This is a genomic window from Micromonospora sp. I033 (assembly GCF_053890995.1).
On sequence record NZ_JBSSLX010000021.1, the window covers coordinates 13575 to 35978 of the forward strand.

Sequence of the window (22404 nt, forward strand, 5' to 3'; positions counted from 1 at the left end):
CCGGGGCCCGCGGCTATCCTCCACCGAGTGGACCGGAGTCGAGAAGAGGATGGTGCCGGCATGATCGGGATGGTGCTCGCGGCCGGTGCGGGGCGGCGACTGCGCCCGTACACCGACACCCTGCCCAAGGCCCTGGTGCCGGTCGACGGGGAGACCACCATCCTCGACATCGCGCTGCGCAACCTCGCCGAGGTCGGGCTGACCGAGGTCGTGATCGTGGTCGGCTACGCGGCGGACGCGGTCCGGCAGCGGCAGTCCGCGCTGGAGGAGAAGTACGGCGTCACGATCACCCTCGTGCACAACGACAAGGCCGAGGAGTGGAACAACGCGTACTCGCTCTGGCTGGCCCGCGAGCACTTCTCCCGGGGCGTGCTGCTGGTCAACGGCGACACCGTGCACCCGGTGAGCGTGGAGAAGACCCTGCTGGCCGAGCGCGGCCCGGGCATCCTGCTGGCCATCGACAACATCAAGGCGCTGGCCGAGGAGGAGATGAAGACCACCTTCGACGCCGCCGGCCAGCTCACCCGGATCACCAAGCTGATGGACCCGGGCGAGGCGTACGGGGAGTACATCGGCGCGACGCTGATCGAGCCGCAGGTGGCCGAGGCGCTCGCCGACGCCCTGGAGGCGACCTGGCGGCGTGACCCGAACCTCTACTACGAGGACGGCTACCAGGAGTTCGCCGACCGGGGCGGCGAGGTGCGGGCCGCGCCGATCGGCGACGTCTCCTGGGTCGAGGTCGACAACCACGCCGACCTGGCCCGGGCGCGGGAGATCGCGTGCCGCTACTAGCCCGGACGGTCCTCACCCCGCTCCACATCGACGTGCGGCGCGGTGCGGTGGCCGACCTCGCCGCGATCCTGGCCGACGGGCGGATCTCCGCCGGGGGCGACGTGGCGGTGGTGGTCGGGCCCGGGCAGGGCGAGCAGATCGCCGAGCTGATCCGCCCCTCGCTGCGGTCGGCGGATGTGTTCACGGTGGCCGGCGGCACCCTGGACGCCGCCGACGACCTGGGCGCCAAGCTGCGCAGCCGGTCCTACGACGCGGTGGTGGGCATCGGCGGCGGCAAGACCATCGACGTGGCGAAGTACGCCGCCACCCGCCGCGGCCTGCCCATGGTCACCGTGGCGACCGCACTGGCCAACGACGGCATCGCGTCGCCGGTGGCCAGCCTGGTCACCGAGGGCATCAAGGGCTCCTACGGGGTGCACATCCCGATCGCCGTGATCGTGGACCTGGACTTCGTGGCGGCCGGCCCGGAGCGGCACAACCGCGCCGGCGTCGGCGACGTGGTGAGCAACATCAGCGCACTGGCCGACTGGGAACTGGCCCGCGAGGTGCGGGGCGAGCCGTTCGACGGACTGGCCGCCTCGCTCTCCCGGGCGGGCGCGGAGGCGGTGCTCAACCATCCGGGCGACATGAGCGACGAGGTCTTCGTCACGGTGCTGGCCGAGGCGTTGATCTCCAGCGGCCTGGCGATGGCGATCGAGGGCACGAGCCGGCCGGCCAGCGGCGGCTGCCACGAGATCATGCACGCGATCGACGCGCTCTACCCGGGCACCGCCTCGCACGGTGAGCTGGCCGGGCTGGGCGCGCTGTTCTGCACCTTCCTGCGCGGCGACGAGCGCCGGCTCACCGAGATGTCGGCCTGCCTGGCCCGGCACGGCCTGCCCCGGCTCCCCGCCGACGTGGGCCTGACCGACGAGCAGTTCGTCGAGGCGGTGCAGTTCGCGCCGGCCACCCGGCCGGACCGCTACACCATCCTCGAACACCTGGCGATGTCGCCTACCGAGACTCGGGAGCGGCTGGCAGACTACGCCGGTGCACTCCGCGACCACCTCGGCTGAGCCGTTCCGCCCCTCCGTCGCCGACTTCCACCGGGTCAACCGGGGCGGCGGCCTGTTCAGCGAGTCGATCAGCCAGTGGATCGGTGCCGCGTTCGCGCTGGTGGCCCAGCGGCTGGGGCTGCGACCGACCGCGCTGACCGTCACCAACCTGGTGCTCGGCCTGGCCGCCTCGGTCACCGTGGTCGCCCTCGCCGACGAGGTCGCGGCGGGGTCCGTCCCGGCCTGGGCCGTCGGGCTGGTCGCGCTGGTCGGCTGGCAGATCGCGTACGCCCTGGACTGCGCGGACGGTCAGCTCGCCCGGGTGACCGGGCAGGGCAGCGCGGCCGGCGCCCGGGTCGACGTGCTCTGCGACGTGGCCGCCCAGATCGCCCTGGTCACCGCGCTCGGCGCGACCGCCGTGGCGCAGCGCCCGTCGACGCCCACCTGGCTGGTGGCGGTCTTCGCCGGCACCTGGATGGTCAACCTGGTCACCTCGGTGATGCAGGCCGGCCCGAACGCGGCCAGCATGGTCACCTCGACCTCGCTCCCGGTCCGCCTGGCGAAGCTGGTCCGGGACTACGGCGCCGTGATCTTCCTGGCCGGCCTGGTCCTGACCCTCGCACCCGCGCTGACCCTCTGGGTGATCGTCGCCTTCACCGTGGTCAACGGCGGCTTCCTCCTGGCCAGCATCGCCTTCTCCGCCCGCGCCTCCCTCCGCTGACCCCGCCCTCACCTCGTTGATCATGAGGTTGGCGGCGGTGGAAAGCGTGTTCCACGCAGCCAACCTCATGATCAACGCGCCGGGGGGCGGGTCCGGGTGGAGGAGAGGTCGGTGTAGATGTCGATGAGGCGCTTTGTCACCACGTCCGGGTGGAAGGTGCGCTCGTAGCGGGTGCGGGCGGCCGGGGCGAGCGTCGCCGCGCCGGCCCGGGCCACCGGGAGGGCGGCGGCCAGCGCCTCGGGATCGGGCGCGACCACCCAGCCGGCCTCGCCGCGCTGCACCCCCCTCGGCAGCGAGACGTGCCCGTCGCCGGGCGCCGCGGTGGCCACCTCGGCCGGGCCGGTGCCGGCCGGCTCCCGGGGGGCGTCCGCGCCGACCAGGTAGGGGATGCCGCCCAGCGCCGTGCCGAGCACCGCCCGGCCGCTGGCCAGCGCCTCGATGATCACGGTGGGCAGCACGTCGTGCCAGGTGGAGGTGGCCAGCACCACGGCGCTGTCGGCCAGCGCGGCGCGTACCCCGGTCCGGTCGAGCTGGCCCAGGTAGACCACGTCGGGCCGCTCGGCGGCGGCCGCCTCCGCCAGCGCGCGCAGCTCGCCGTCGCCGGCGATGCGCAGCGGGCCCAGCGATCCCACCGGGTGCCGCCGCCACGCGGTCAGCAGCAGGTCGAGCCCCTTCTCCGGGCTGAGCCGGCCCATGAAGAGGAACCCGTCCCCGGGCGGCGCCGGGGTCCCCGGGTCGGGCACCGCGTTGGGCTTGACCACGATCCGCTCGTCCGGGATGCCGTAGTCGCGCAGGTGGTCGGCGACCGCCGTGGTGAGCGCGATGTACCGGTCCACCGACTTCCAGGTGGGGCGGTGCACGGCGAGGGTGGTGGCCATCAGCGCGCTCTGCGCCCGCGAGCCCCGGTAGCAGCGGTGCACGATCGCCGGCACACCCAGCGCCCGGCCCCGGCAGTCCTGGCAGATCACGCCGTCCCGGAAGTAGAGCCCGGAGGAGCAGACCTGGCGGTAGTTGTGCACCGTCTGCACCACCGGCACGCCCCGCCGGTGCGCGGTCCGCACCACCCAGGGCGAGAGCAACGGGTACGGGTTGTGCAGGTGCAGCACGTCCGGCCGGTGCTCGGCGAGCAGGCGGTCCAGGTCGTGCTGGGCCTTCGGGGCCCAGATCGGCGAGATCGGCAGCAGCGCCTTGGCCGGCTTCGACATGGCGGGGATCTCGTCGGAGCTGCGCAGGAACGGCAGCACCTCCACCCCGGCCGCGGTGAGCTGGGCGATCTCCGCGTCGACGATGGTGTTCTCGCCGGAGGGCTGTGCTTCCCGGTACCGGTTGTGCGCCACCACGATTCTCACGGAGCTTGCCTTTCGTTCGCGACTGCGGGACTCGCAAGCTCATTCCTCGCGCTCACGGGAAAGAAGGCTACCGTTGTGGCGTGCCTGAACTACCGGAGGTGGAAGCGCTCGCCGGCTACCTGCGCGAGCGGGCGGTCGGCCGGCGGGTCGACCGGGTCGAGGTCGCCGCGATCAGCGCGCTGAAGACGTACGACCCGCCGCCGAGCGCGGTCGCCGGCCGGACTGTCACCGGAGCGGGCCGGTACGGCAAGTTCCTGGATGTCCGGTTCGACGAGGGCCTGCACCTGGTGGTCCACCTGGCCCGGGCGGGCTGGCTGCACTACCGGGAGGCGTTCCCGTCGGCCGCCCCGCTGCGCCCCGGCAAGGGCCCGATCGCCCTGCGGGTACGCCTCGACGACGGCTCGGGCTTCGACCTGACCGAGGCGGGCACGCAGAAGAAGCTGGCCGCCTACCTGGTGACCGACCCGGCCCTGGTGCCCGGCGTGGGCAAACTGGGCCCGGACGCCCTCGATGCCGACCTGGCCACCTTCGGCGCCCGGCTGCGCAGCCGCCGGGGGCAGGTCAAGGGGGTGCTGACCGACCAGTCGGTGCTGGCCGGGATCGGCAACGCGTACTCGGACGAGATCCTGCACGCGGCGAAGCTCTCCCCGTTCGCGATCACCGACCGGCTGACCGACGACCAGCTCGCCGAGCTGCACGCGGCGACCCGCGCGGTGCTCGGGGACGCGGTCCGGCGCTCGATGGGGCAGCGGGCCGCCGAGCTGAAGGGCGAGAAGCGCTCCGGGCTCAAGGTGCACGCCCGGAAGGGGCTGCCCTGCCCGGTCTGTGGCGACCTCGTGCGGGAGGTCTCGTTCGCCGATTCGAGCCTCCAGTACTGCCCCACCTGTCAGACCGGCGGCAAGCCGCTGGCTGACCGACGGTTGTCCCGTCTCGTACGGTGAGTAATCGCACTCCACGATTACGGAGAGGAATGGCCCCGGGATCGCCGAAGGTCCCACTCCGGCCCTCTACCGGGGCCGCCATCCATCGGTATAGTGGCTCGGTCCCCGGCTTCACAACCGACTCGAAGCCGGCCAGATCCCCACGAGCACCATCGGACGGCTTCTCCTTCGGGGGCGGTCCGGGCCGGGCCCGCGTGGGAGACTGGGACGGTGGGCGACCCGGGCCCTCACGGCGAGTGAGGGCGCGTGTCATGCGGGAGGACACTGATTGAGGTGACGACAAGCCTCCAGCGCCCGGTAACCAACACAGGCCGGAGCAAGAGCGTGCGGCACGTCGACAGCTTCGAGATCCAGCCGCCGACTCCGCCGTCGCACAACGGCGTACCCCGGTCGGCGTGGGCCCGCGCCCGGCGCCGGGTGTCCCGCTGGCACCGTCCCTACATCGCGGTCCTGCTGCTGCTGGACTTCGGCGCGGCGGCCCTGGCCAGCTTCCTGGCCATCCAGATCTTCGAACAGGCGGCCTCCGGCTTCAAGGACGCCCCCCAGTCGTGGTTCTACACCGTCGCCTTCGTGCTGCTGCCGCTCGGCTGGCTGCTCTTCCTGTGGGGCAACCGGGCCTACGACCGCCGCCACCTGGGCCTCGGGCCGGACGAGTTCAAGCGGGTGATCCGGGCCGGCGTGGCGGTCGCCGCCGCCGTCTCCTTCATCGCCTTCGCCACGAAGACCTACTCCCTCTCCCGGTGGACGGTCGGCTTCGCGCTGCTCGGGGCGATGCTGCTGATCCTGCTCGGCCGGATGATCGCCCGGGCCGCGCTGCACGCGCTCCGCCGTCGGGCGGGCCAGGCGGGGCACCGGATGGTGCTGGTGGGCACCCTGCCGGAGTGCCTGGAGGTCTACACCGCGGTCACCCGCAACCTGGGCGCCGGCCTGGTCCCGGTGGCCATCCACCTCACCGACGGCTACGCCGCCGCCCGCGGCATCGAGACCCCGGTGCCGGTCTACGCCGGCCGGGACGTGCTCGCCCTGGTCCGGGAGGTCGGTGGCGACACCATCGCGGTCTGCGGCTCGGCCAGCGCCGAGCCGGGCGAGCTGCGCCGGATGGCCTGGCAGCTGGAGGGCTCCGGCGTCGACCTGGTGGTCGCGCCCCAGCTCACCGACATCGCCGGCCCGCGGGTGCACATCCGCCCGATCGAGGGCCTGCCGCTGCTGCACGTCGAGGAGCCGACCCTGTCCGGGCCGGCGCTGCTGGCCAAGAACCTGATGGACCGGGTCGCCGCCGGCCTGGGGCTGCTGCTGCTGGCCCCGCTCTTCGTGGCCATCGCGATCGCCATCCGGATCTCCGACCCCGGGCCGGTCTTCTTCCGGCAGCCCCGGGTCGGGCACGAGGGGCGGACCTTCCGGGTCTGGAAGTTCCGCACCATGTACGTCGACGCCGAGGAGCGGCTGGCCGGCCTGGTCGACCAGAACGAGACCGACGGCATGCTGTTCAAGATGAAGCAGGACCCGCGGGTCTTCCCGGTGGGCCGCTTCCTGCGCGCCTCCTCGCTGGACGAGCTGCCCCAGCTGATCAACGTGCTCTGGGGCGAGATGTCGCTGGTCGGCCCGCGCCCGCTCCCCGCCGACGACGGTGACTTCCTCGGTGACGTCCGGCGCCGGCTGCTGGTGCGCCCGGGCATGACCGGGCTCTGGCAGGTCTCCGGCCGCTCCGACCTCTCCTGGGACGAGGCGGTCCGGCTCGACCTCTACTACGTCGACAACTGGTCGCTGACGTACGACCTGAGCATCCTGTGGCGGACCGTCGGGGTGGTGCTGGCCCGCAAGGGCGCGTACTAGCGCTCCGGGCCGCCGCGCGTCAGGATCGCGGGCGTGAGTGGCAACCTCTCGACCGTGTTCGGCGTCGTCTCCCTGGTGACCGCGCTGGCCGCGGCGCTCTGGGCGGTGCTGCGGCTGCGCGCCCGGCGGGGCATCGCGACGGCCACCCAGCGGGCCACGTACGAGGTGCTGCACACCGCCGGGCTGGCCGCCGAGCCGCTCCGGGGCGGCCTGAGCGCGGCGGGCGCGGCGAAGGCCGTACGCCATCTGCGGGCCCTGGTGGGCGCGGCCGGGCTGGCCCTGACGGACCGGGACGCCCTGCTCGCCCTCGACGGGCACGGCGCGCACCACGGCGACCAGGTGCTCGCGGCGGCCCGGAAGGCGGTCGGCGCCGGGCGCTCGACCGTGCTGCGCGAGTCGGAGCTGCACTGCGACCTGGTGGACTGCCCGGTCCGGGGCGCGGTGGTGGCCCCGCTGAGCGCCGACGGCCGGGTGGTCGGTGCGCTGGTGGCGGTGGCCGACGCGCCGCCGGCCCCGGGTCTGGTGCAGGCCACCCTGGAGACCGCCCACTGGGCCGGCGACCAGCTCGCGCTGGCCGAGCTGGACTCCTCCCGGGAACGCCTGGCCCGGGCCGAGGTACGCGCGCTGCGCGCCCAGATCAGCCCGCACTTCATCTACAACGCGCTGACCGCGATCGGTTCGTTCGTCCGGACCGACCCGGAGCGGGCCCGCGAGCTGATCCTGGAGTTCGCCGAGTTCACCCGCTACTCGTTCCGGGCGCACGGCGAGTTCACCACGCTCGCCGAGGAGCTGCGCTCGATCGACCGCTACCTGACCATCGAGCGGGCCCGCTTCGGCGAGCGGCTCCAGGTGCGCCTCCAGATCGCCCCGGAGGTGCTGCCGGTGACCCTGCCGTTCCTCTGCCTCCAGCCGCTGGTGGAGAACGCCGTCCGGCACGGGTTGTCCCGCAAGCCGGGCACCGGCATGGTGAGCATCGAGGCCCGGGACGCGGGCGCCGAGTGCCACATCACGGTGGAGGACGACGGGGTGGGGATGGATCCGACGACGCTGACCGCCGGCATCGCCGAGCTCTCCGGCGCCGGGAGCGACCCGGCCGACGACCCGGGCCAGCATGTCGGCCTCTCGAACGTCGACGAGCGGCTCCGGTCGGCCTTCGGGGACCGGTTCGGCCTGGTCGTCGAGACCGGCCTGGGCTCGGGTACGAAGGTCAGCATGCGGGTGCCGAAGTTCCACCCCGGGGTCCGGGCGACCTCATGAGCGCCACGGGTTTCCTCCGCGTGCTGGCGGTCGACGACGAGCCGCCGGCGCTGGACGAGCTGGCCTACCACCTGCGGGCCGACCCCCGGGTGGCCCGGCTGCACACGGCCGGCGACGCGACCGAGGCGCTGCGGGTGCTCCGCGACGGCGACGTGGACGTGGTCTTCCTCGACATCCGGATGCCGGGGCTGGACGGCATGGAGCTGGCCCGGGTGCTGCGCCGGTTCGCCCGGCCGCCGGCGATCGTCTTCGTCACCGCGTACGACGACGGTGCGGTGGACGCCTTCGACCTGGGGGCGACGGACTACGTGCGCAAGCCGGTCCGCGCCGAGCGGCTGGCCGAGTCGCTGCGCCGGGTGATCGGCTCGCGGGTGGTCCCCTCGCACCCGGCCGCGCTGGCCCGGGCCGAGGAGGACCCGACCATCCCGATCGAGCTGGCCGGCACCACCCGGATGCTGCCCCGCTCGGCGGTGCGCTGGGTGGAGGCGCAGGGCGACTACGCCCGGCTGCACACCGCGGACGGCTCGCACCTGGTCCGGGTCTCGCTGGCCACCCTCGCCGAGCGCTGGGCGGACGCGGGGTTCGTGCGGATCCACCGGTCCTACCTGGTGCAGCTCAAGCTGATCGCCGAGCTGCGGCTGGTCAACTCCGGCTACGTGGTGGTGATCGACGGCACCGAGCTGCCGGTGAGCCGCCGGCACACCCGGGAGCTGAAGGACAAGCTGGTCCGCGCGGCCAAGCAGGACTGGAACCGCTGATTCGAGAATTTTTCCGCGGTCGGGAATACGCGACCGTTGTCGTACGCTGTACGGCACGCCGTACGACAGAGGAGGCCGCATGTCCGACAGCCGCTACGACGCCGCGACCGAATTCGACCGCCAGCTCGACCGCCTGGTGGGGCTCGGCTACCCCGCCCTGGCCGGGCTGACCGAGGACGCCTTCCGCGACCTGCTCACCCCGCTGCGCGAGGCCGCCGTCGCCGGGGCGGCCGACCTGGCCGCGCCCACCGACGGGCGGGTGCCCTTCCTGCTGGTGACCACCCGCGAACTGGCGCCCGTCCCGGAGCGGATCGCGCTGACCACGCTCGCCGGCAAGCGGAAGCCCGGCATCCTCGACCGGAACTTCCCGGCCGACGACCTGCCGAAGTTCGACCCGATCAAGGAGCTGGAGGTGCCGGCCGGGCCGGCGTACCTGCTCTTCGACGTGGACCGGGGCGAGGAGTACCGGAACCTGCCGCCGTCCACCGCGCTGGCGGACATGACGGCCCGGGAGCGGCTGCCCATCACCATCGACGAGGGCCTCGCCTTCGTCACGCTGCACCCGCCGGCACTGGCCAGCAACCGGTGCTTCTCGCTGGTCGGCTCCCGCTGCGGCGACAAGCGGGTGCCGGCGCTCTGGATCAGCCAGGGCGCGCCGAAGCTGGGCTGGTGCTGGTTCGGCAACCCGCACACCTGGCTCGGCTCCGCGACCGCCCACCCGGTCCGGATCGGCCTGGAGTGAGCGTGAGGTGGCGGCGCGGCGACCGGTGGCCGCGCCGCCACCCCGGCTCAGTGCGGCAGCGCGAACCGGGTCCACTGGGCGCCGTCGGCGCTGACGATGACATGATCCGGCCCCGCGTCCGACCGGTCGTCCCGGCCGTACAGCCAGACCTTGCCCGGGCCGGCCCCGGCGGTCCCCTCCAGGCTGCGGTACTCGCGTGCGACGGTGAAGTGCCGACCACCGTCGCGGCTGACCAGGAGTTTCGCCGAGAGCTCGGGCGCGTCGGTCCCCCACATCGGCACCAGCAGGGATCCGTCCGAGCCGACCGTGATGTTCGGGAGCTGCTGGGTCGCCGGCAGGTCGGTCCCCGTGTCCGTCCAGGTCCGTCCACCGTCCCCGGTCCGCAGCAGCCGGGCCGGGCCGACCGGCACCGTCGACCCGGCCGGCGGAGCCGGCTCGATCAGCAGGTAGCCCTCCCGATCGTCGACACCGACCGCCGCCACCACGTTCGTCCGGGCCTCCGGCCGCCAGGTGGTCCAGGTCGCACCCCGGTCGGCGCTACGCGCGACGACCATCGGCCGGTCGATCTCCCCCGGCCAGTAGGTCACCCAGACCGTCCCGTCCGCCGCCGGGTAGATGCTGAACGGCGGGTACGGCGACGGCGGATTCCCGGCGAGCCGGTAGACCGTGGACCCGTCCACGGCCAGCGGTTCCCGTACCGCGCCGCAGCCCTGCTGGCAGAAGACCGGGCGGGCCTTCGCCGGGAAGGCCGCCACCGGCACCATGGCCCGTTCCGCGTCTCGCCAGGTACGACCGTGGTCGGTCGAGAGGTGCATCCCCTCGGCCTCGCGAACCAGGTAGACCCCCTCGCCGAGCACGGCGTACTCCAGGTCGGCGTCCCGGTTGCCCGCGCTGTCGGTCTGGCAACTGGCGGCCTGGTAGCGGGCTTCGTTCCAGTCCGACCAGTTCCGGCCCCCGTCGTCACTGTGCGCGAAGAGCACCGCGCAGTCCAACCGGGCGACCGCGACCCCGGAGTCCGGGCCGGTCGACACGAACTCGCCGGCCCGGGCGGGGCGGGGCGGCGGCTGGTCCGGTCCGGCCCAGCCGGTTCCGCTCGGTCGGGCGGCCAGCGGTACCGCGGCCATGCCGGCCATGGCCACCACGACGGCCGCCGCCAGGAACGCCGACCGCTGCCGGCGGCGGGACCGGGCCGCCGCGCGCAGATCGTCCAGCGGCGGCTGGCGCACGACTTCCGCCACGGTCTCCACGTCGAAGCCGGTGAACTCACGATCGGACATCGATCCTCCCGGTACTGGTCTCGGCGGTGTCGGAATCGGCGAGCAACGTGGCCAGCGCCTGCCGACCGCGGGAGAGGCGGGACTTGACCGTGCCGGGGGAGACGCCGAGGGTCAGCGCCACCTCGTCCACCGGCAGGTCGACCAGGTAGTGCAGGGCAAGGGCCTGCCGCTGCCCCTCGGGCAGCCGGCGCAGCGCGGCGAGCAGCGCCAGATGCTCGGGCGACCGGTCCGCGACCGCAGGTGGCGGGCCGAGCCGCCGCAACAGGGCGTCGAACAAGCGCCGCCGCCGGTGCCGGCTGCGGGCGACGTTCACCGCCACCCGGCGCAGCCACGCCTCCGGGTTCTCCAGGCCGGCGATGCGCCGGGGCGCGGCCAGCGCGCGGGTGAACGCCTCCTGAACCGCCTCCTGCGCCTCGCTCAGGTCACCGGTCACCGCGTACAACTGGACGACCAGCCGGCGGAAACAGCCGGCGTACAGCTCGGAGATCAGCTCGCCGTCGGACACCGTCACCTCCCCTCTCCACCTGTTCCACTCACCAGGCGGGCGGAAGGTTCCGCGGAACGCTCAGAAGATGTCGACGACGGGCAGCACCAGCGGGAACGGCTGGTCGCTCCGGAGGACGTCGGTCGCGGTGAGCACGGCGGCCTCGCGGTAGGCCCCGCCGACCTGCTCCAGCACGGTCAGGGTCTGCTTCCGGGGCTCGACCAGCCAGTAGCGGGGGATGCCGGCCACCCCGTACTCGTGCCGCTTGAGGACCAGGTCGCGGCCGGCGTTGCCGGGTGAGACCACCTCGACCACGAGGAGCACGTCGGCCGGGGCCAGTGCGGGCCCGCCCCGGTCGAGGGCGTCCTCCCGGGCCACGAAGAGATCCGGGACGAAGTATGACGAGCGCTTCGCGCTGACCCCGATGTCCTGCCCGACGAGCAGGCCGGTCGGCGCCTGCCGGTCGAGGAGGCGGCGGAGGCGGTTGGCGATCGCACCGTGGAAGACGTCCGCGTGGGGGGACACGAGCAGGCTCCCGTCGAAGATCTCGTAGTCCTGGCCGTCCTCCGGCAGATCGTGGAGGTCGTCCACGGTCCAGACGCCGCCGCCGGGACGAGCTGGGCTGGTCACCGTCACACCTCCTCTCTACCGGCTCACCCTGACATCCCCCTCCGTCGTCCACAACGAGGCGGGCGTCATCCACCGGGTTGTCCACAGGAGTGAGGCGTTATCCACAGGTTGTGCACAGGGCCGTCCCCGGTGCCCTTGACATTCCCGCTGATCAGGCGAGACTGCCGGGGATGACCGGAGCGGAGGAGCGGGACGTTCCGGGGCGGCCCACGGCGGCGGCTCCGGTCCCCGGCCCGCGCGCCCCGCAGCCACCCCGGCGGACCCGGGTCGTGCTGGCCGAGGTCTCCCGGCCGGGCAGCCGCGCCGACCGCACCCGCTCCGAGCTGACCCAGCAGACCCGGGTCGGCGAGACGCTGGTGCAGGGCCTCATGCGGGCCCAGCTCTCGCTGGCCCTGCGGCTGAGCCTGCTCGTGCTGATCGGGCTGGGCGGCCTGCCCTGGCTCTTCGCCATCGCGCCCTCGGTCGGCCGGGTCACCCTGCTCGGCGTCAACCTGCCCTGGCTGCTGCTGGGTGTGGCCGCCTTCCCGTTCCTGATCGGGGTCGGCTGGGCGTACGTGCGGCTGGCGGAACGCAACGAGCAGGACTTCACCGACCTGGTCCAGCGGCCGGAGCGCTGATGGGCAACGGCTACGTGGTCCCCGCGATCGTGGCGGTCACCCTGGTCACCGTCGGGATCGGCTTCTACGGGCTGCGGCTGGCCCGGACCACCTCCGACTTCCTGGTCGCCTCCCGGGCGGTCAGCCCGACCTGGAACGCCGCCGCGATCGGCGGGGAGTACCTGTCGGCGGCGAGCTTCCTCGGCGTGGCCGGGCTGATCCTCAAGTACGGCGTCGACGTGCTCTGGTACCCGGTCGGTTTCGCCGCCGGCTACCTGGCGCTGCTGCTCTTCGTGGCCGCCCCGCTGCGCCGCTCCGGCGCGTTCACCCTGCCCGACTTCTGCGAGGTCCGGCTCGGCTCGCGGCGGCTGCGGAAGCTGGCCACCGTCTTCGTCATCTTCATCGGCTGGCTCTACCTGGTGCCGCAGCTCCAGGGCGCCGGGCTGACCCTGGCCACGGTGGCCGGCTCGCCCTACCCGGTGGGAGCGCTGCTGGTCGCCGTGGTGGTGACCGCGAACGTGGCGCTCGGCGGGATGCGCGCGATCACCTTCGTCCAGGCCTTCCAATACTGGCTGAAGCTCACCGCGCTCGCCGTACCCGCGATCTTCCTGGCGTTGCAGTGGCAGGCCGACGCCCGCCCGGCGGTGACCCCGCCCGACGGGCCGACGTTCCGGACCGCGACCACCGTCGTGGTCGAGCACCGCGCGACGCTCACCCTGCCCGACGGCGACACCCGGGAGGTACGCCCCGGCGACCGGCTGGACTTCGCCGCGGGTGACCCGGTACCCGAGGTCTCCGGCGCGGCCACCACCGCCACCGACTGGCTGCTGCCGGACACCGCCGGCGACGACGACCGCGGGCTGTTCGGGACATACTCGCTGATCCTGGCCACCTTCCTCGGCACCATGGGCCTGCCGCACGTCCTCGTGCGCTTCTACACCAACCCCGACGGCGCCGCCGCCCGGCGCACCACGCTGGTGGTGCTGGCCCTGGTCGGCGTCTTCTACCTGCTGCCCACGATCTACGGCGTGCTGGGCCGGATCTACACCCCCCAGTTGCTGGTCACCGGGCAGACCGACGCCGTGGTGGTGCTGCTGCCCGGGGCGGTGCTGGGCGACGGCACCACCGGCCGGCTGCTCGCCGCGCTGGTCGCCGCCGGGGCGTTCGCGGCCTTCCTCTCCACCTCGTCCGGCCTGCTCACCAGCGTGGCCGGCGTGATCTCCACGGATGTCCTGGGCCGCGGCTCGGTCCGGGGCTTCCGGCTGGCCACGGTGATCGCCGGTGGGGTGCCGGCGGTGCTCGCCCTCAACGTCTCCGGGCTGGACGTCTCCCAGGTGGTCGGGCTGGCCTTCGCGGTGGCCGCGTCGAGCTTCTGCCCGCTGCTGGTGCTGGGCATCTGGTGGCGCGGCCTGACCGATCTGGGCGCCGCCGCCGGGGTGCTGGTCGGCGGCGGCGCCGCGATCGGCGCGGTGCTGCTCACCGTGCTCGGCCCGCCGCTGACCGGCTGGCCGGCCACGCTCACCACCCAGCCGGCGGCGTGGACGGTGCCGCTGGCGTTCACCGTGATGGTGGCGGTCTCCATGGCCACCCGGCGGCGGCTGCCCCGGGACGTCGGCGTCACCATGCTCCGCCTGCACACCCCGGAGACGCTGCGCCTCTAGCGGCCGCCCCTACGGCTCAGGGAGGACGAGAAGATCATCCTTCGGCGGGATCGACCGCTGGCCGCGGCGGACTACGGTCGGGGGCATGACCGATCAGCACCCGGCGCTGTCCCTCCGTGGCCTGGCCAAGCGGTTCGACACCAAGGTGGCGGTCGCCGGCGTCGACCTCGACGTGCCGACCGGCTCGTTCTACGGGCTGCTCGGCCCGAACGGGGCCGGCAAGACCACCACCCTCTCCATGGCCGTCGGCCTGCTGCGGCCCGACGCCGGCCAGGCCCGGGTGCTCGGCCACGACGTCTGGGCCGACCCGGTGCGCGCCAAGGGGCTGCTCGGCGTCATGCCCGACGGCGTACGCCTCTTCGACCGGCTCAGCGGGGCGGAGCTGCTGGCGTACCACGGTCTGCTGCGCGGCATGGACCCGGCGGTGGTCGACCAGCGGGCGGCGGAACTGCTCGACGTGCTGGCGCTCACCGACGCCGGCCGCACCCTGGTGGTCGACTACTCGGCCGGCATGAAGAAGAAGATCGGCCTGGCCTGCGCGCTGCTGCACGGCCCCCGGCTGCTGGTGCTGGACGAGCCGTTCGAGGCGGTCGACCCGGTCTCCGCGGCACTGATCCGGGACATCCTGCAGCGTTACGTCGTGGGCGGCGGCACGGTGGTCTTCTCCAGCCACGTCATGGAGGTCGTCGAGCGGCTCTGCTCGCACGTGGCCATCCTGGCCGACGGCCGGATCAAGCGGGTCGGCACGCTCGCCGAGGTGCGCGGCGAGCGGTCGCTGGAGGAGGTCTTCGTCGAGGTCGTCGGCGGGCGGACCGCGACGGGCGAGGAGCTGTCGTGGCTGTCCCGGTGACCGCCGCCGAGCGGCCGGCCCGGCCCGTCTCGCCCCGGCACTTCGTCCGGCTCAAGCTGCGGGTGCTGCGCAACAACTTCCGCGGCCAGGCCTGGCGGATCGCGATGTTCGTGGGGGCTGTGCTGTTCGGGCTCTGGTTCGCCGCCGGCGGCTTCTTCCTGCTCGCCGCGCCCGGCCTGGCCGGCGAGTCCCGGTACGCGCTGATGACCGCCGCCTTCGGCGGCGGCCTGCTCACCCTCGGCTGGCTGCTGCTGCCGCTGGTCTTCTTCGGCGTGGACGAGACCCTGGACCCGGCCCGGTTCGCGCTGCTCCCGCTCTCCCGCCGCACCCTGGTCGCCGGCCTCTTCGCGGCCGCCCTGGTCAGCGTCCCGGTGCTGGCGACCCTGGTCACGGCCGCCGGGCTGGTGGTCACCGCCGGCGCGCTGGGCGGCTGGTCCGCCGCGCTGGTCGGGGTGCTCGGGGTGCTCCTCGGCCTGCTGCTCTGCGTGGCCGCCGCCCGCGCGGTGACCAGCGCCTTCGCCACCATGCTCCGCTCCCGGCGGGTACGCGACCTGGCCGCCGTGCTGCTCGCGGTGCTCGCCGCCCTGCTCGGCCCGCTGCAGTTGCTGGTGCTCGGCGCGGTCCAGCAGGCCGACTGGGACCGGTTGACCGGGGTGGCCCGGGTGGTCGGCTGGACCCCGTTCGGTGCGCCCTGGACGGCCGGCGTCGACGTCGCCGAGGGCCGGGCCGGCGCGGCCGGGCTGAAGCTGCTGATCACCGTGGCGGCGATCGGCGTGCTCCTGCTCTGGTGGTCACGGTCGCTGGAGTCGGCGATGGTGGGCGCGGCCAGCGCCGGGCCGTCCGGGGACCGGCGCGGCGGGGCGGTCGGCGGGCCGGTCGGGCAGCTCTTCCCCCGGGCCGTCGGCTGGGCCCGGCGGGACCGGTTCGGCGCCCTGGTCGCCCGGGAGTGCCGCTACTGGTGGCGGGACGCCCGGCGGCGGGCCAACCTGATCACCGTGGCGGTGGTCGGCATCTTCGTGCCGGTGATGGTCAACCTGGGCGGCTCCCGGTTGGCCACCGACGGCGGGGCCGCGTTCGGCGAGGCCACCGCCAACTCGTCCCCGGTGCTGGTCAGCCTCTCGATGATCTTCGTCGGGGTGCTCGCCGCGGTCACGCTGGCCAACCAGTTCGGCTTCGACGGCAGCGCGTACGCGGCCAACGTGGTGGCGGGCGTGCCGGGGCGGGTGGAGCTGCAGGCCCGGATGGCCGCGTTCTCCCTCTACGTGGTGCCGATCCTCGGCGGGGTCGCCGTGGTGCTGGCCGTCGTGCTCGGGCGGCCCGGCTGGCTCGGCCTGATGGCCGGCGGGCTGATCGCCGCGTACGGCTGCGGGCTGGCGATCAACGCCGCCGTCTCGGTGCTCGGCGGCTACGCGCTGCCGGAGACCAGCAACCCGTTCGCCATGAACACCGGCGCCGGGATGGCGAAGAGCCTGTACGCCCTGCTGTCCATGGTGGCCTCGGTGGCGGCCGCGGTGCCGCTGGTGGTGGCCGCCGCGCTGCTCGGCGACGTGTGGCTCTGGCTGGCCCTGCCGGTCGGCCTGGCGTACGGGCTGGGCGCCGCGCTGCTCGGCGCGTACCTGGTCGGGGACGCGCTGGACCGGCGACAGCCCGAGCTGCTGGCCGCGGTCACCCCGAGGCGCTGATGCCGGTCGTCGAGGCGGTGACCACCGTTCCAATCCCCCCGGAGTTGGCCTTCGCGGTGTCGCAGACCGTGGCGCCGGTCCGCTACCGCTGGGACCCGTTCGTCCGGGAGCAGCACTTCGTCGACGGAGCGACCCGGCCCGGCAAGGGCGTGCGCACCTTCACCCGGTCCCGGCACGGCCTGGTCATGGTCAGCGAGTACGTGTCCTGGGCCCCGCCCACCAACGTGGGCATGAAGATGGTCCGGGGGCCATGGTTCTTCGAGCGGTTCGGCGGCGGCTGGCGGTTCGCGCCGGGTGCCGAGCCGGGCACGACGCTGGCCACCTGGCGGTACAACTTCCGGTGCCGGCCGGCCTTCCTACGCCCGGTCACCGAGCGGATCGGGGTCTGGCTGCTCGGCCGGGACATCCGCCGCCGGATCGCCGGCTACGCTGCCGGCTGCGCCGACCCGGAGGTGCTGGCCGCCGCCCGCCGCGCGCTGCCTCCGGAGCGCCAGCGGTAGATCCTGGCGACCTGCCGTTCACCTCGAACGGGAAGTCTCCAAGATCGGGAGATCCGCGCTTACGAAGCTCCGCCAGGCGTCGGGAGTGAACGCGAGGGTCGGGCCGGACGGGTCCTTGCTGTCCCGGACCAGCACCACCCCGGACAGGTTGCCCGCCACCTCGACGCAGTTGCCGTCATTGTCGGAACGGGTCGATTTGCGCCAGCGGGGCAGGGCACTCGTCATGACGTCACCCTCAACTTGTTGATCATCTCGATGGAGGCGCTCGCACCGAGCGCCTCAGCGAGGAGACGCTCCCACTTTCGCTGCACCCAGCTTATCCACTCCGGATAGTCGGCGATCTGGCCGCGCGCAGCGTTGTCGAGGCAGAGCAGACGGTCGTTGCCGGGCAACTGCGCGACCGCGAACCCGCCTCCCATCGAGGGATGGGCGCCGACCTCCAACGGAAGAATGTGCAGCCGCACCTGCGGTAGCTCGGCTGATTCCAGCAGGTGGCCGAGCTGACGATCCATCACGGCCGGCCCGCCGACTCTGCGCTGCAATGCACTTTCATCGATGACAAAGACACACTCGGGTGGATCATCCCGGTAGAACAACTTCTGCCGGCTCACCCGGAGGCTCACAAGCTCCTCGACCCGATCGCTGTTGTACAGGCCGCCCGCCGAGAAGACCGCTCGCGCATACTCCTCGGTCTGCAGGAGGCCGGGGATCAAGCATGGCTCGAAGTTGCACAGCCGGCTGGCGCGCTGCTCGTAGCCGGGCCAGGGCTCGAACGAGGTCGGCCCGCTCCTTTCCTCGTCCTTTTTGATCAGGCTCGCGAGGAGGCCGCCGGTGCCGAGGGCCTGGTCGGCGGCGACGGCGAACTCCATGGTCGGGCGGCGCCGCCCGGTCTCGATGGCGGCGACCGTGGACGGGCTCCACCTGATCAGCGCGGCCAGTCCCTCCTGCGAGACGTCCGCACCGGCCCGGGCGGCCTTCAACGCCCGGATCCACATCTCGATGTCCATCCTTACCTCTCCGGTAAGTACGTGATCGCGCTGTGTAGTAAGCCCTGGCATCCTCCCCTGCCCGCGCCGCCGAGTCCAGGGTGGAGGGGCGCGGCCCGGCTGGTGGAGGCGACGACCCGGCGGCCGGTCCTGCGGCAGGTCGCCCCGGCCATCCCCCGGCCGGGGCGACCCCTTCCCGGGGAGGCGCTGATGAGAGACGACCGCCGAGACCCTGGACGGAAACGGCCCCCCGAGGGGCCGAATTCTTCCAAGATCTGGAAGAGGCCGGGCCCGACGAGGGCGCACGTGGCGATGCGGCCGGCGTGGCGGTGTCGGGGCTGCGGGGCGCACTGGCCCTGCCAGCCGGCCCGGCTCGCGCTGCTGGCGGAGTACCGCCACGACCGGACCGCGCTGCTGCTCTACCTGGGTCGCCTCATGGCGGAGGCCGGCGAGCAGCTTCCCGGCGCCCGGGACCTGCACCAGCGCTTCCTGGGTTGGGCCCGGGCGCGGGGCGGCACAATGTTTCACGTGAATCATGAGCCGGGCGCCGAGATCCACCACACCGATCCGTTCGCCGTGCCGGCCGGGCAGCGCTCGCCGGTCCGCCGGCTGCGCGGTCGGCTGGCCGCGCCGGTGACGCTCTGGACCGCGCCGGGGCCGGCCGGGCTGACCGTCTCGTCCACCCTGGTGGCCGAGGGGGAGCCGGACCGGCTGCTCGGGCTGGTCGACCCGGAGTCGGACCTGTGGGCGGCCGTCGAGGAGGCGGGGCGGTTCGCGGTCGCGCCGCTCGGCCCGCAGCACCGGCAACTCGCCGACCGGTTCGCCGGCCTCTTCCCGTCCCCGGGTGGCCTCTTCGCCCTCGACCCCTGGACCGACACGCCCTACGGTCCGGTGCCCGCGGACGCCGGCGGGTGGGCCGGGTGCCGGCTCGACACCGCCCGGGAGTACGGCTGGGGCCTGCTGGTCGAGGCCACGATCGAGGCTGTCGACCTGGCCGAGGAGACCCTGCCGCTGCTGCACTACCGCGGCCGCTACCGGGGACTCACCGACTGATCACCGACCGCTGACCGGAGTGACCTGGGTCACTCGGCGCAGCCGGAGTGCCGTTCGGCGCAGGCGTCGACCATGGCCGATCCGAGCCTTCCCCGGCGGGGAGCGCGCTCTCTACCGTGCGCGAAAACTCCCCCACGCCTGCGAAGGTGGTGATCCACAGATGTCCACGGACACACCCGCGTCCGCACCCGCCGAGTCGGCGGCGGAACGGTACCTCGCCGTCCAGCGGTCGGACGAGTTCGCCGGGTTGCGGCGCGCGCTGCGCGGCTTCGTCTTCCCGATGACCGTCGCGTTCTTCCTGTGGTACGCGCTCTACGTCATCCTCTCCGCGTACGCGCGGGGCTTCATGGGGACGAAGCTGGTCGGCAACATCAACGTGGCCCTGGTCTTCGGCCTGCTCCAGTTCGTCTCCACGTTCGTCATCGCCTGGCTCTACGCCCGGTTCGCCGACCGGAAGATCGACCCGGTCGCCGACCGGATCCGCGCCGAGATGGGGGAGGTGACCCATGAGCACGGTCCTCGCGGCTGAGGCGGGCAGCACCACCGCCCGCAACCTGACCATCACGCTCTTCCTGGTCTTCGTGGCGATCACGCTGGCCATCACGGTGTGGGCCAGCCGGCAGACCAAGACGGCCACCGACTTCTACGCCGGCGGCCGCTCCTTCTCCGGCTTCCAGAACGGCATGGCGATCGGCGGCGACTACATGTCCGCCGCTTCCTTCCTGGGCATCGCCGGCATCATCGCCCTCTACGGCTACGACGGCTTCCTCTACTCGATCGGCTTCCTGGTCGCCTGGCTGGTGGCGCTGCTGCTCGTCGCCGAACTGCTGCGCAACTCCGGCCGGTACACGATGGCCGACGTGCTGGCGTTCCGGATGCGCCAGCGCCCGGTCCGGACCGCGGCCGCGGTCTCCACCATCACGGTGTCGATCTTCTACCTGCTGGCCCAGATGGTCGGCGCGGGCGCGCTGGTCGCGCTGCTGCTCGGCATCAAGCCCGGCACGACCTTCCTGGGCATGGACGCGGGCACCGCGAAGGCCGCCACCATCTTCCTGGTCGGCGCCCTGATGATCATCTACGTCACCGTGGGCGGCATGAAGGGCACCACGTACGTCCAGATCGTCAAGGCGTTCCTGCTGATGAGCGGCGCGCTGGTGATGACCCTGCTGGTGCTGGCGAAGTACAAGTTCAACCTGTCCTCGCTGCTCGGCGATGCCGCCGACGCCTCCGGCAAGGGAGCGGCGTTCCTCGAACCCGGGTTGCGCTACGGCGTGGAGACACCCGGCGACGCGCTGAAGACCTTCTACAGCAAGATGGACCTGCTCTCGCTGGGCATCGCGCTGGTGCTCGGCACCGCCGGCCTGCCGCACATCCTGATCCGCTTCTACACCGTGCCCACCGCGAAGGCGGCCCGGAAGAGCGTGCTCTGGGCGATCGGCATCATCGGCACCTTCTACCTGCTGACCCTCGCCCTCGGCTTCGGCGCGGCGGCGCTGGTCGGCGGCGAGGCGATCACCGCCCAGGACAAGGCCGGCAACACGGCGGCGCCGCAGCTCGCGGAGAAGCTGGGCCTGGACTTCCTCGGCGGAAACCTGGGCGGTGCGACGCTGCTCGCGATCATCGCGGCGGTCGCCTTCGCCACCATCCTCGCCGTGGTCGCCGGGTTGACCCTGGCCTCGTCGTCGAGCCTGGCGCACGACTTCTACGCCAACGTGGTGAAGAACGGCCAGGCGTCCGAGCGGCAGGAGGTGAACGTCGCCCGGATCTCCGCCCTGGTGATCGGCCTGGTCTCCATCGTGCTGTCGATCTTCGCGCAGAGCCTGAACGTGGCGTTCCTGGTGGCGCTGGCCTTCGCGGTCGCCGCCTCGGGCAACCTGCCGGCGATCCTCTACAGCCTGTTCTGGAAGCGGTTCAACACCTCCGGCGCGGTCTGGGCGATCTACGGCGGCCTGCTCGCCGCCGTGGTGCTGGTCTTCTTCTCCCCGGTGGTCTCCGGGGCGCCGACGGCCATGTTCCCCGACCACGACTGGCACTGGTTCCCGCTGTCGAACCCGGGCATCATCTCGATCCCGTTCGGCTTCCTCTGCGGCTGGATCGGCACGGTGCTGTCCAAGGAGCACGACGAGGAGAAGTACGCCGAGCTGGAGGTGCGCTCGCTCACCGGCGCGGGCGCGCACTGACCACACCCCCCACCGGCTTGAGTAGGCTGACCGGCATGAAGGTCGCTCCCCGCTTCGGCTCCGGACATCGCATCCTCGTCACCGGTGGCGCCGGCTTCGTCCCGTCGCACCTGGTCGACCGGCTCGTCGAGCGCGACTGCACGGTCGTGGTGCTGGACAACTTCGTCACCGGCTCCAAGGACAACATCGCCCACCTGCTCGAGAAGCCGACCTTCACGCTGGTCGAGGCCGACATCTCCGAGGGGCTGCCGACCGACCATCCGGCGCTGGCCGAGCGGTTCGACGCGATCCTGCACATGGCCTCGCCGGCCAGCCCCACCGACTTCGAGAAGCTGCCGGTGGAGATCCTCCGGGTCGGCTCGGTGGCCACCCTCCACCTGCTGGAGCGGGCCACCGCCGACGGCGCCCGGTTCCTGATGGCCTCCACCTCCGAGGCGTACGGGGATCCGAAGGAGCACCCGCAGCGCGAGACCTACTGGGGCAACGTCAACCCGATCGGCATCCGGAGCGTCTACGACGAGGCGAAGCGCTTCTCGGAGGCGGCCACCATGGCCTACCACCGCAGCCGGGGCACCGACACCGCGATCGTCCGGATCTTCAACACGTACGGCCCGCGGATGCGGCCGGACGACGGCCGGGCCATCCCGACCTTCATCTCCCAGGCGCTGCGCGGCGAGCCGATCACCGTGCACGGCACCGGCAACCAGACCCGGTCGATCTGCTACGTCGACGACCTGGTGCGGGGCATCCTGCTGCTGCTCGACTCGACCGAGACCGGGCCCATCAACTGCGGCACCGAGCACGAGATGTCGATGCGGCAACTGGCCGAGACGATCGTGTCACTCACCGGGAGCAGCTCCGAGGTGAGCTACATCACCCGCTCCGCCGACGATCCGGAGATGCGCCGCCCCGATCTGACCCTCGCCCGTGAGCTGCTGGGATACGAGCCCACCGTGGCGCCCGAAGACGGCCTCCGGCGCACGATCGAGTACTTCCGCGGCCGGCTAGGGTACTGACGCCCGCTGGGAGGAGGCTGACACCCGGCTGCGCCTGAGGGCGATGGTGGCTCGCCCGACCT

General features: G+C 73.0%; 23 protein-coding genes. 17 read left to right on the plus strand and 6 right to left on the minus strand.

Features of this window, described 5'->3' with window-relative positions:
* Positions 1 to 60: 60 nt before the first annotated feature.
* From ACW0Q9_RS06180 to ACW0Q9_RS06190, 3 genes are read left to right on the plus strand one after another with little or no spacing between them, the layout of a single operon-like run.
* A complete protein-coding gene (locus tag ACW0Q9_RS06180; RefSeq protein WP_456178962.1) occupies positions 61 to 792 on the plus strand; it encodes a phosphocholine cytidylyltransferase family protein in 732 nt (243 codons plus the stop codon).
* Positions 780 to 1847 (plus strand): iron-containing alcohol dehydrogenase family protein, encoded by a 1068-nt coding sequence (locus tag ACW0Q9_RS06185; protein ID WP_456178963.1) that lies wholly within the window; start codon positions 780 to 782, stop codon positions 1845 to 1847. Before ACW0Q9_RS06180 ends, ACW0Q9_RS06185 begins: the two co-directional genes overlap by 13 nt.
* Positions 1822 to 2547, plus strand: coding sequence for a CDP-alcohol phosphatidyltransferase family protein (locus ACW0Q9_RS06190; protein ID WP_456178964.1), 726 nt, complete (start codon positions 1822 to 1824; stop codon positions 2545 to 2547). Before ACW0Q9_RS06185 ends, ACW0Q9_RS06190 begins: the two co-directional genes overlap by 26 nt.
* 71 nt (positions 2548 to 2618) lie before the next feature.
* On the opposite strand, the gene ACW0Q9_RS06195 is transcribed toward ACW0Q9_RS06190, so the two are convergent.
* Positions 2619 to 3896, minus strand: a complete 1278-nt coding sequence (locus tag ACW0Q9_RS06195; RefSeq protein WP_456178965.1) for a glycosyltransferase family 4 protein — start codon at positions 3894 to 3896, stop codon at positions 2619 to 2621.
* Positions 3897 to 3976: 80 nt separating this feature from the next.
* On the opposite strand from ACW0Q9_RS06195, the gene ACW0Q9_RS06200 reads away from it, so the two are divergent.
* The 5 genes from ACW0Q9_RS06200 to ACW0Q9_RS06220 all read left to right on the plus strand — a co-directional run bounded on the left by ACW0Q9_RS06200 (position 3977) and on the right by ACW0Q9_RS06220 (position 9427).
* On the plus strand, positions 3977 to 4837 hold the full coding sequence (locus ACW0Q9_RS06200) for an Fpg/Nei family DNA glycosylase (protein WP_456178966.1): 861 nt from the start codon (positions 3977 to 3979) through the stop codon (positions 4835 to 4837).
* 324 nt (positions 4838 to 5161) lie between these two features.
* Positions 5162 to 6670: a sugar transferase gene (locus ACW0Q9_RS06205; RefSeq protein WP_456178967.1), complete on the plus strand. Its 1509-nt coding sequence runs from the start codon at positions 5162 to 5164 to the stop codon at positions 6668 to 6670.
* Between the two features lie 33 nt (positions 6671 to 6703).
* A complete protein-coding gene (locus tag ACW0Q9_RS06210; RefSeq protein WP_456178968.1) occupies positions 6704 to 7927 on the plus strand; it encodes a sensor histidine kinase in 1224 nt (407 codons plus the stop codon).
* On the plus strand, positions 7924 to 8685 hold the full coding sequence (locus tag ACW0Q9_RS06215; RefSeq protein WP_456178969.1) for a LytR/AlgR family response regulator transcription factor: 762 nt from the start codon (positions 7924 to 7926) through the stop codon (positions 8683 to 8685). The genes ACW0Q9_RS06210 and ACW0Q9_RS06215 overlap by 4 nt, the downstream gene beginning before the upstream one ends.
* A 79-nt stretch (positions 8686 to 8764) precedes the next feature.
* Positions 8765 to 9427 carry a DUF5701 family protein gene (locus ACW0Q9_RS06220; protein ID WP_456178970.1) on the plus strand — a complete coding sequence of 221 codons (663 nt, stop codon included), beginning with the start codon at positions 8765 to 8767 and terminating at the stop codon, positions 9425 to 9427.
* Positions 9428 to 9474: 47 nt separating this feature from the next.
* Here the strand turns inward: ACW0Q9_RS06220 and ACW0Q9_RS06225 are convergent, their stop codons facing one another.
* Genes ACW0Q9_RS06225 through ACW0Q9_RS06235 form a run of 3 tightly spaced genes read right to left on the minus strand, consistent with a single transcriptional unit; the run spans position 9475 to position 11818 of the window.
* The gene (locus tag ACW0Q9_RS06225) at positions 9475 to 10704 is read right to left on the minus strand and encodes a WD40/YVTN/BNR-like repeat-containing protein (protein WP_456178971.1); all 1230 of its coding nucleotides are present in this window, start codon (positions 10702 to 10704) and stop codon (positions 9475 to 9477) included.
* Entirely contained in the window at positions 10691 to 11215 is a 525-nt protein-coding gene (locus ACW0Q9_RS06230) for an RNA polymerase sigma factor (protein ID WP_456178972.1), read from the minus strand. Before ACW0Q9_RS06230 ends, ACW0Q9_RS06225 begins: the two co-directional genes overlap by 14 nt.
* Positions 11216 to 11269: 54 nt before the next feature.
* Positions 11270 to 11818, minus strand: a complete 549-nt coding sequence (locus ACW0Q9_RS06235) for a Uma2 family endonuclease (RefSeq protein WP_456178973.1) — start codon at positions 11816 to 11818, stop codon at positions 11270 to 11272.
* Positions 11819 to 11988: 170 nt separating this feature from the next.
* Here ACW0Q9_RS06235 and ACW0Q9_RS06240 point away from each other — a divergent pair, with 170 nt between their 5' ends.
* From ACW0Q9_RS06240 to ACW0Q9_RS06260, 5 genes are all read left to right on the plus strand, one after another.
* On the plus strand, positions 11989 to 12435 hold the full coding sequence (locus ACW0Q9_RS06240; protein ID WP_456178974.1) for a hypothetical protein: 447 nt from the start codon (positions 11989 to 11991) through the stop codon (positions 12433 to 12435).
* Positions 12435 to 14075 carry a sodium/solute symporter gene (locus tag ACW0Q9_RS06245; protein WP_456178975.1) on the plus strand — a complete coding sequence of 547 codons (1641 nt, stop codon included), beginning with the start codon at positions 12435 to 12437 and terminating at the stop codon, positions 14073 to 14075. Before ACW0Q9_RS06240 ends, ACW0Q9_RS06245 begins: the two co-directional genes overlap by 1 nt.
* 85 nt (positions 14076 to 14160) lie before the next feature.
* Positions 14161 to 14925, plus strand: coding sequence for an ABC transporter ATP-binding protein (locus ACW0Q9_RS06250; protein WP_456178976.1), 765 nt, complete (start codon positions 14161 to 14163; stop codon positions 14923 to 14925).
* On the plus strand, positions 14910 to 16607 hold the full coding sequence (locus tag ACW0Q9_RS06255) for an ABC transporter permease (RefSeq protein ID WP_456178977.1): 1698 nt from the start codon (positions 14910 to 14912) through the stop codon (positions 16605 to 16607). The genes ACW0Q9_RS06250 and ACW0Q9_RS06255 overlap by 16 nt, the downstream gene beginning before the upstream one ends.
* Positions 16607 to 17107 (plus strand): SRPBCC family protein, encoded by a 501-nt coding sequence (locus tag ACW0Q9_RS06260; RefSeq protein ID WP_456178978.1) that lies wholly within the window; start codon positions 16607 to 16609, stop codon positions 17105 to 17107. The genes ACW0Q9_RS06255 and ACW0Q9_RS06260 overlap by 1 nt, the downstream gene beginning before the upstream one ends.
* Before the next feature lie 18 nt (positions 17108 to 17125).
* Here the strand turns inward: ACW0Q9_RS06260 and ACW0Q9_RS06265 are convergent, their stop codons facing one another.
* A complete protein-coding gene (locus tag ACW0Q9_RS06265; protein WP_456178979.1) occupies positions 17126 to 17332 on the minus strand; it encodes a DUF397 domain-containing protein in 207 nt (68 codons plus the stop codon).
* On the minus strand, positions 17329 to 18114 hold the full coding sequence (locus ACW0Q9_RS06270) for a helix-turn-helix domain-containing protein (protein WP_456178980.1): 786 nt from the start codon (positions 18112 to 18114) through the stop codon (positions 17329 to 17331). The genes ACW0Q9_RS06265 and ACW0Q9_RS06270 overlap by 4 nt, the downstream gene beginning before the upstream one ends.
* 414 nt (positions 18115 to 18528) lie before the next feature.
* On the opposite strand from ACW0Q9_RS06270, the gene ACW0Q9_RS06275 reads away from it, so the two are divergent.
* The 4 genes from ACW0Q9_RS06275 (at position 18529) to ACW0Q9_RS06290 (ending at position 22342) form a co-directional block, all read left to right on the plus strand.
* Positions 18529 to 19146 carry a flavin reductase family protein gene (locus ACW0Q9_RS06275; RefSeq protein ID WP_456178997.1) on the plus strand — a complete coding sequence of 206 codons (618 nt, stop codon included), beginning with the start codon at positions 18529 to 18531 and terminating at the stop codon, positions 19144 to 19146.
* 160 nt (positions 19147 to 19306) lie between these two features.
* Positions 19307 to 19675 (plus strand): DUF485 domain-containing protein, encoded by a 369-nt coding sequence (locus tag ACW0Q9_RS06280; protein WP_456178981.1) that lies wholly within the window; start codon positions 19307 to 19309, stop codon positions 19673 to 19675.
* Complete coding sequence (locus ACW0Q9_RS06285; RefSeq protein ID WP_456178982.1) at positions 19653 to 21326, plus strand: solute symporter family protein; 1674 nt, start codon at positions 19653 to 19655, stop codon at positions 21324 to 21326. Before ACW0Q9_RS06280 ends, ACW0Q9_RS06285 begins: the two co-directional genes overlap by 23 nt.
* A gap of 35 nt (positions 21327 to 21361) precedes the next feature.
* Positions 21362 to 22342 carry an NAD-dependent epimerase/dehydratase family protein gene (locus tag ACW0Q9_RS06290; protein WP_456178983.1) on the plus strand — a complete coding sequence of 327 codons (981 nt, stop codon included), beginning with the start codon at positions 21362 to 21364 and terminating at the stop codon, positions 22340 to 22342.
* Positions 22343 to 22404 lie beyond the last annotated feature (62 nt).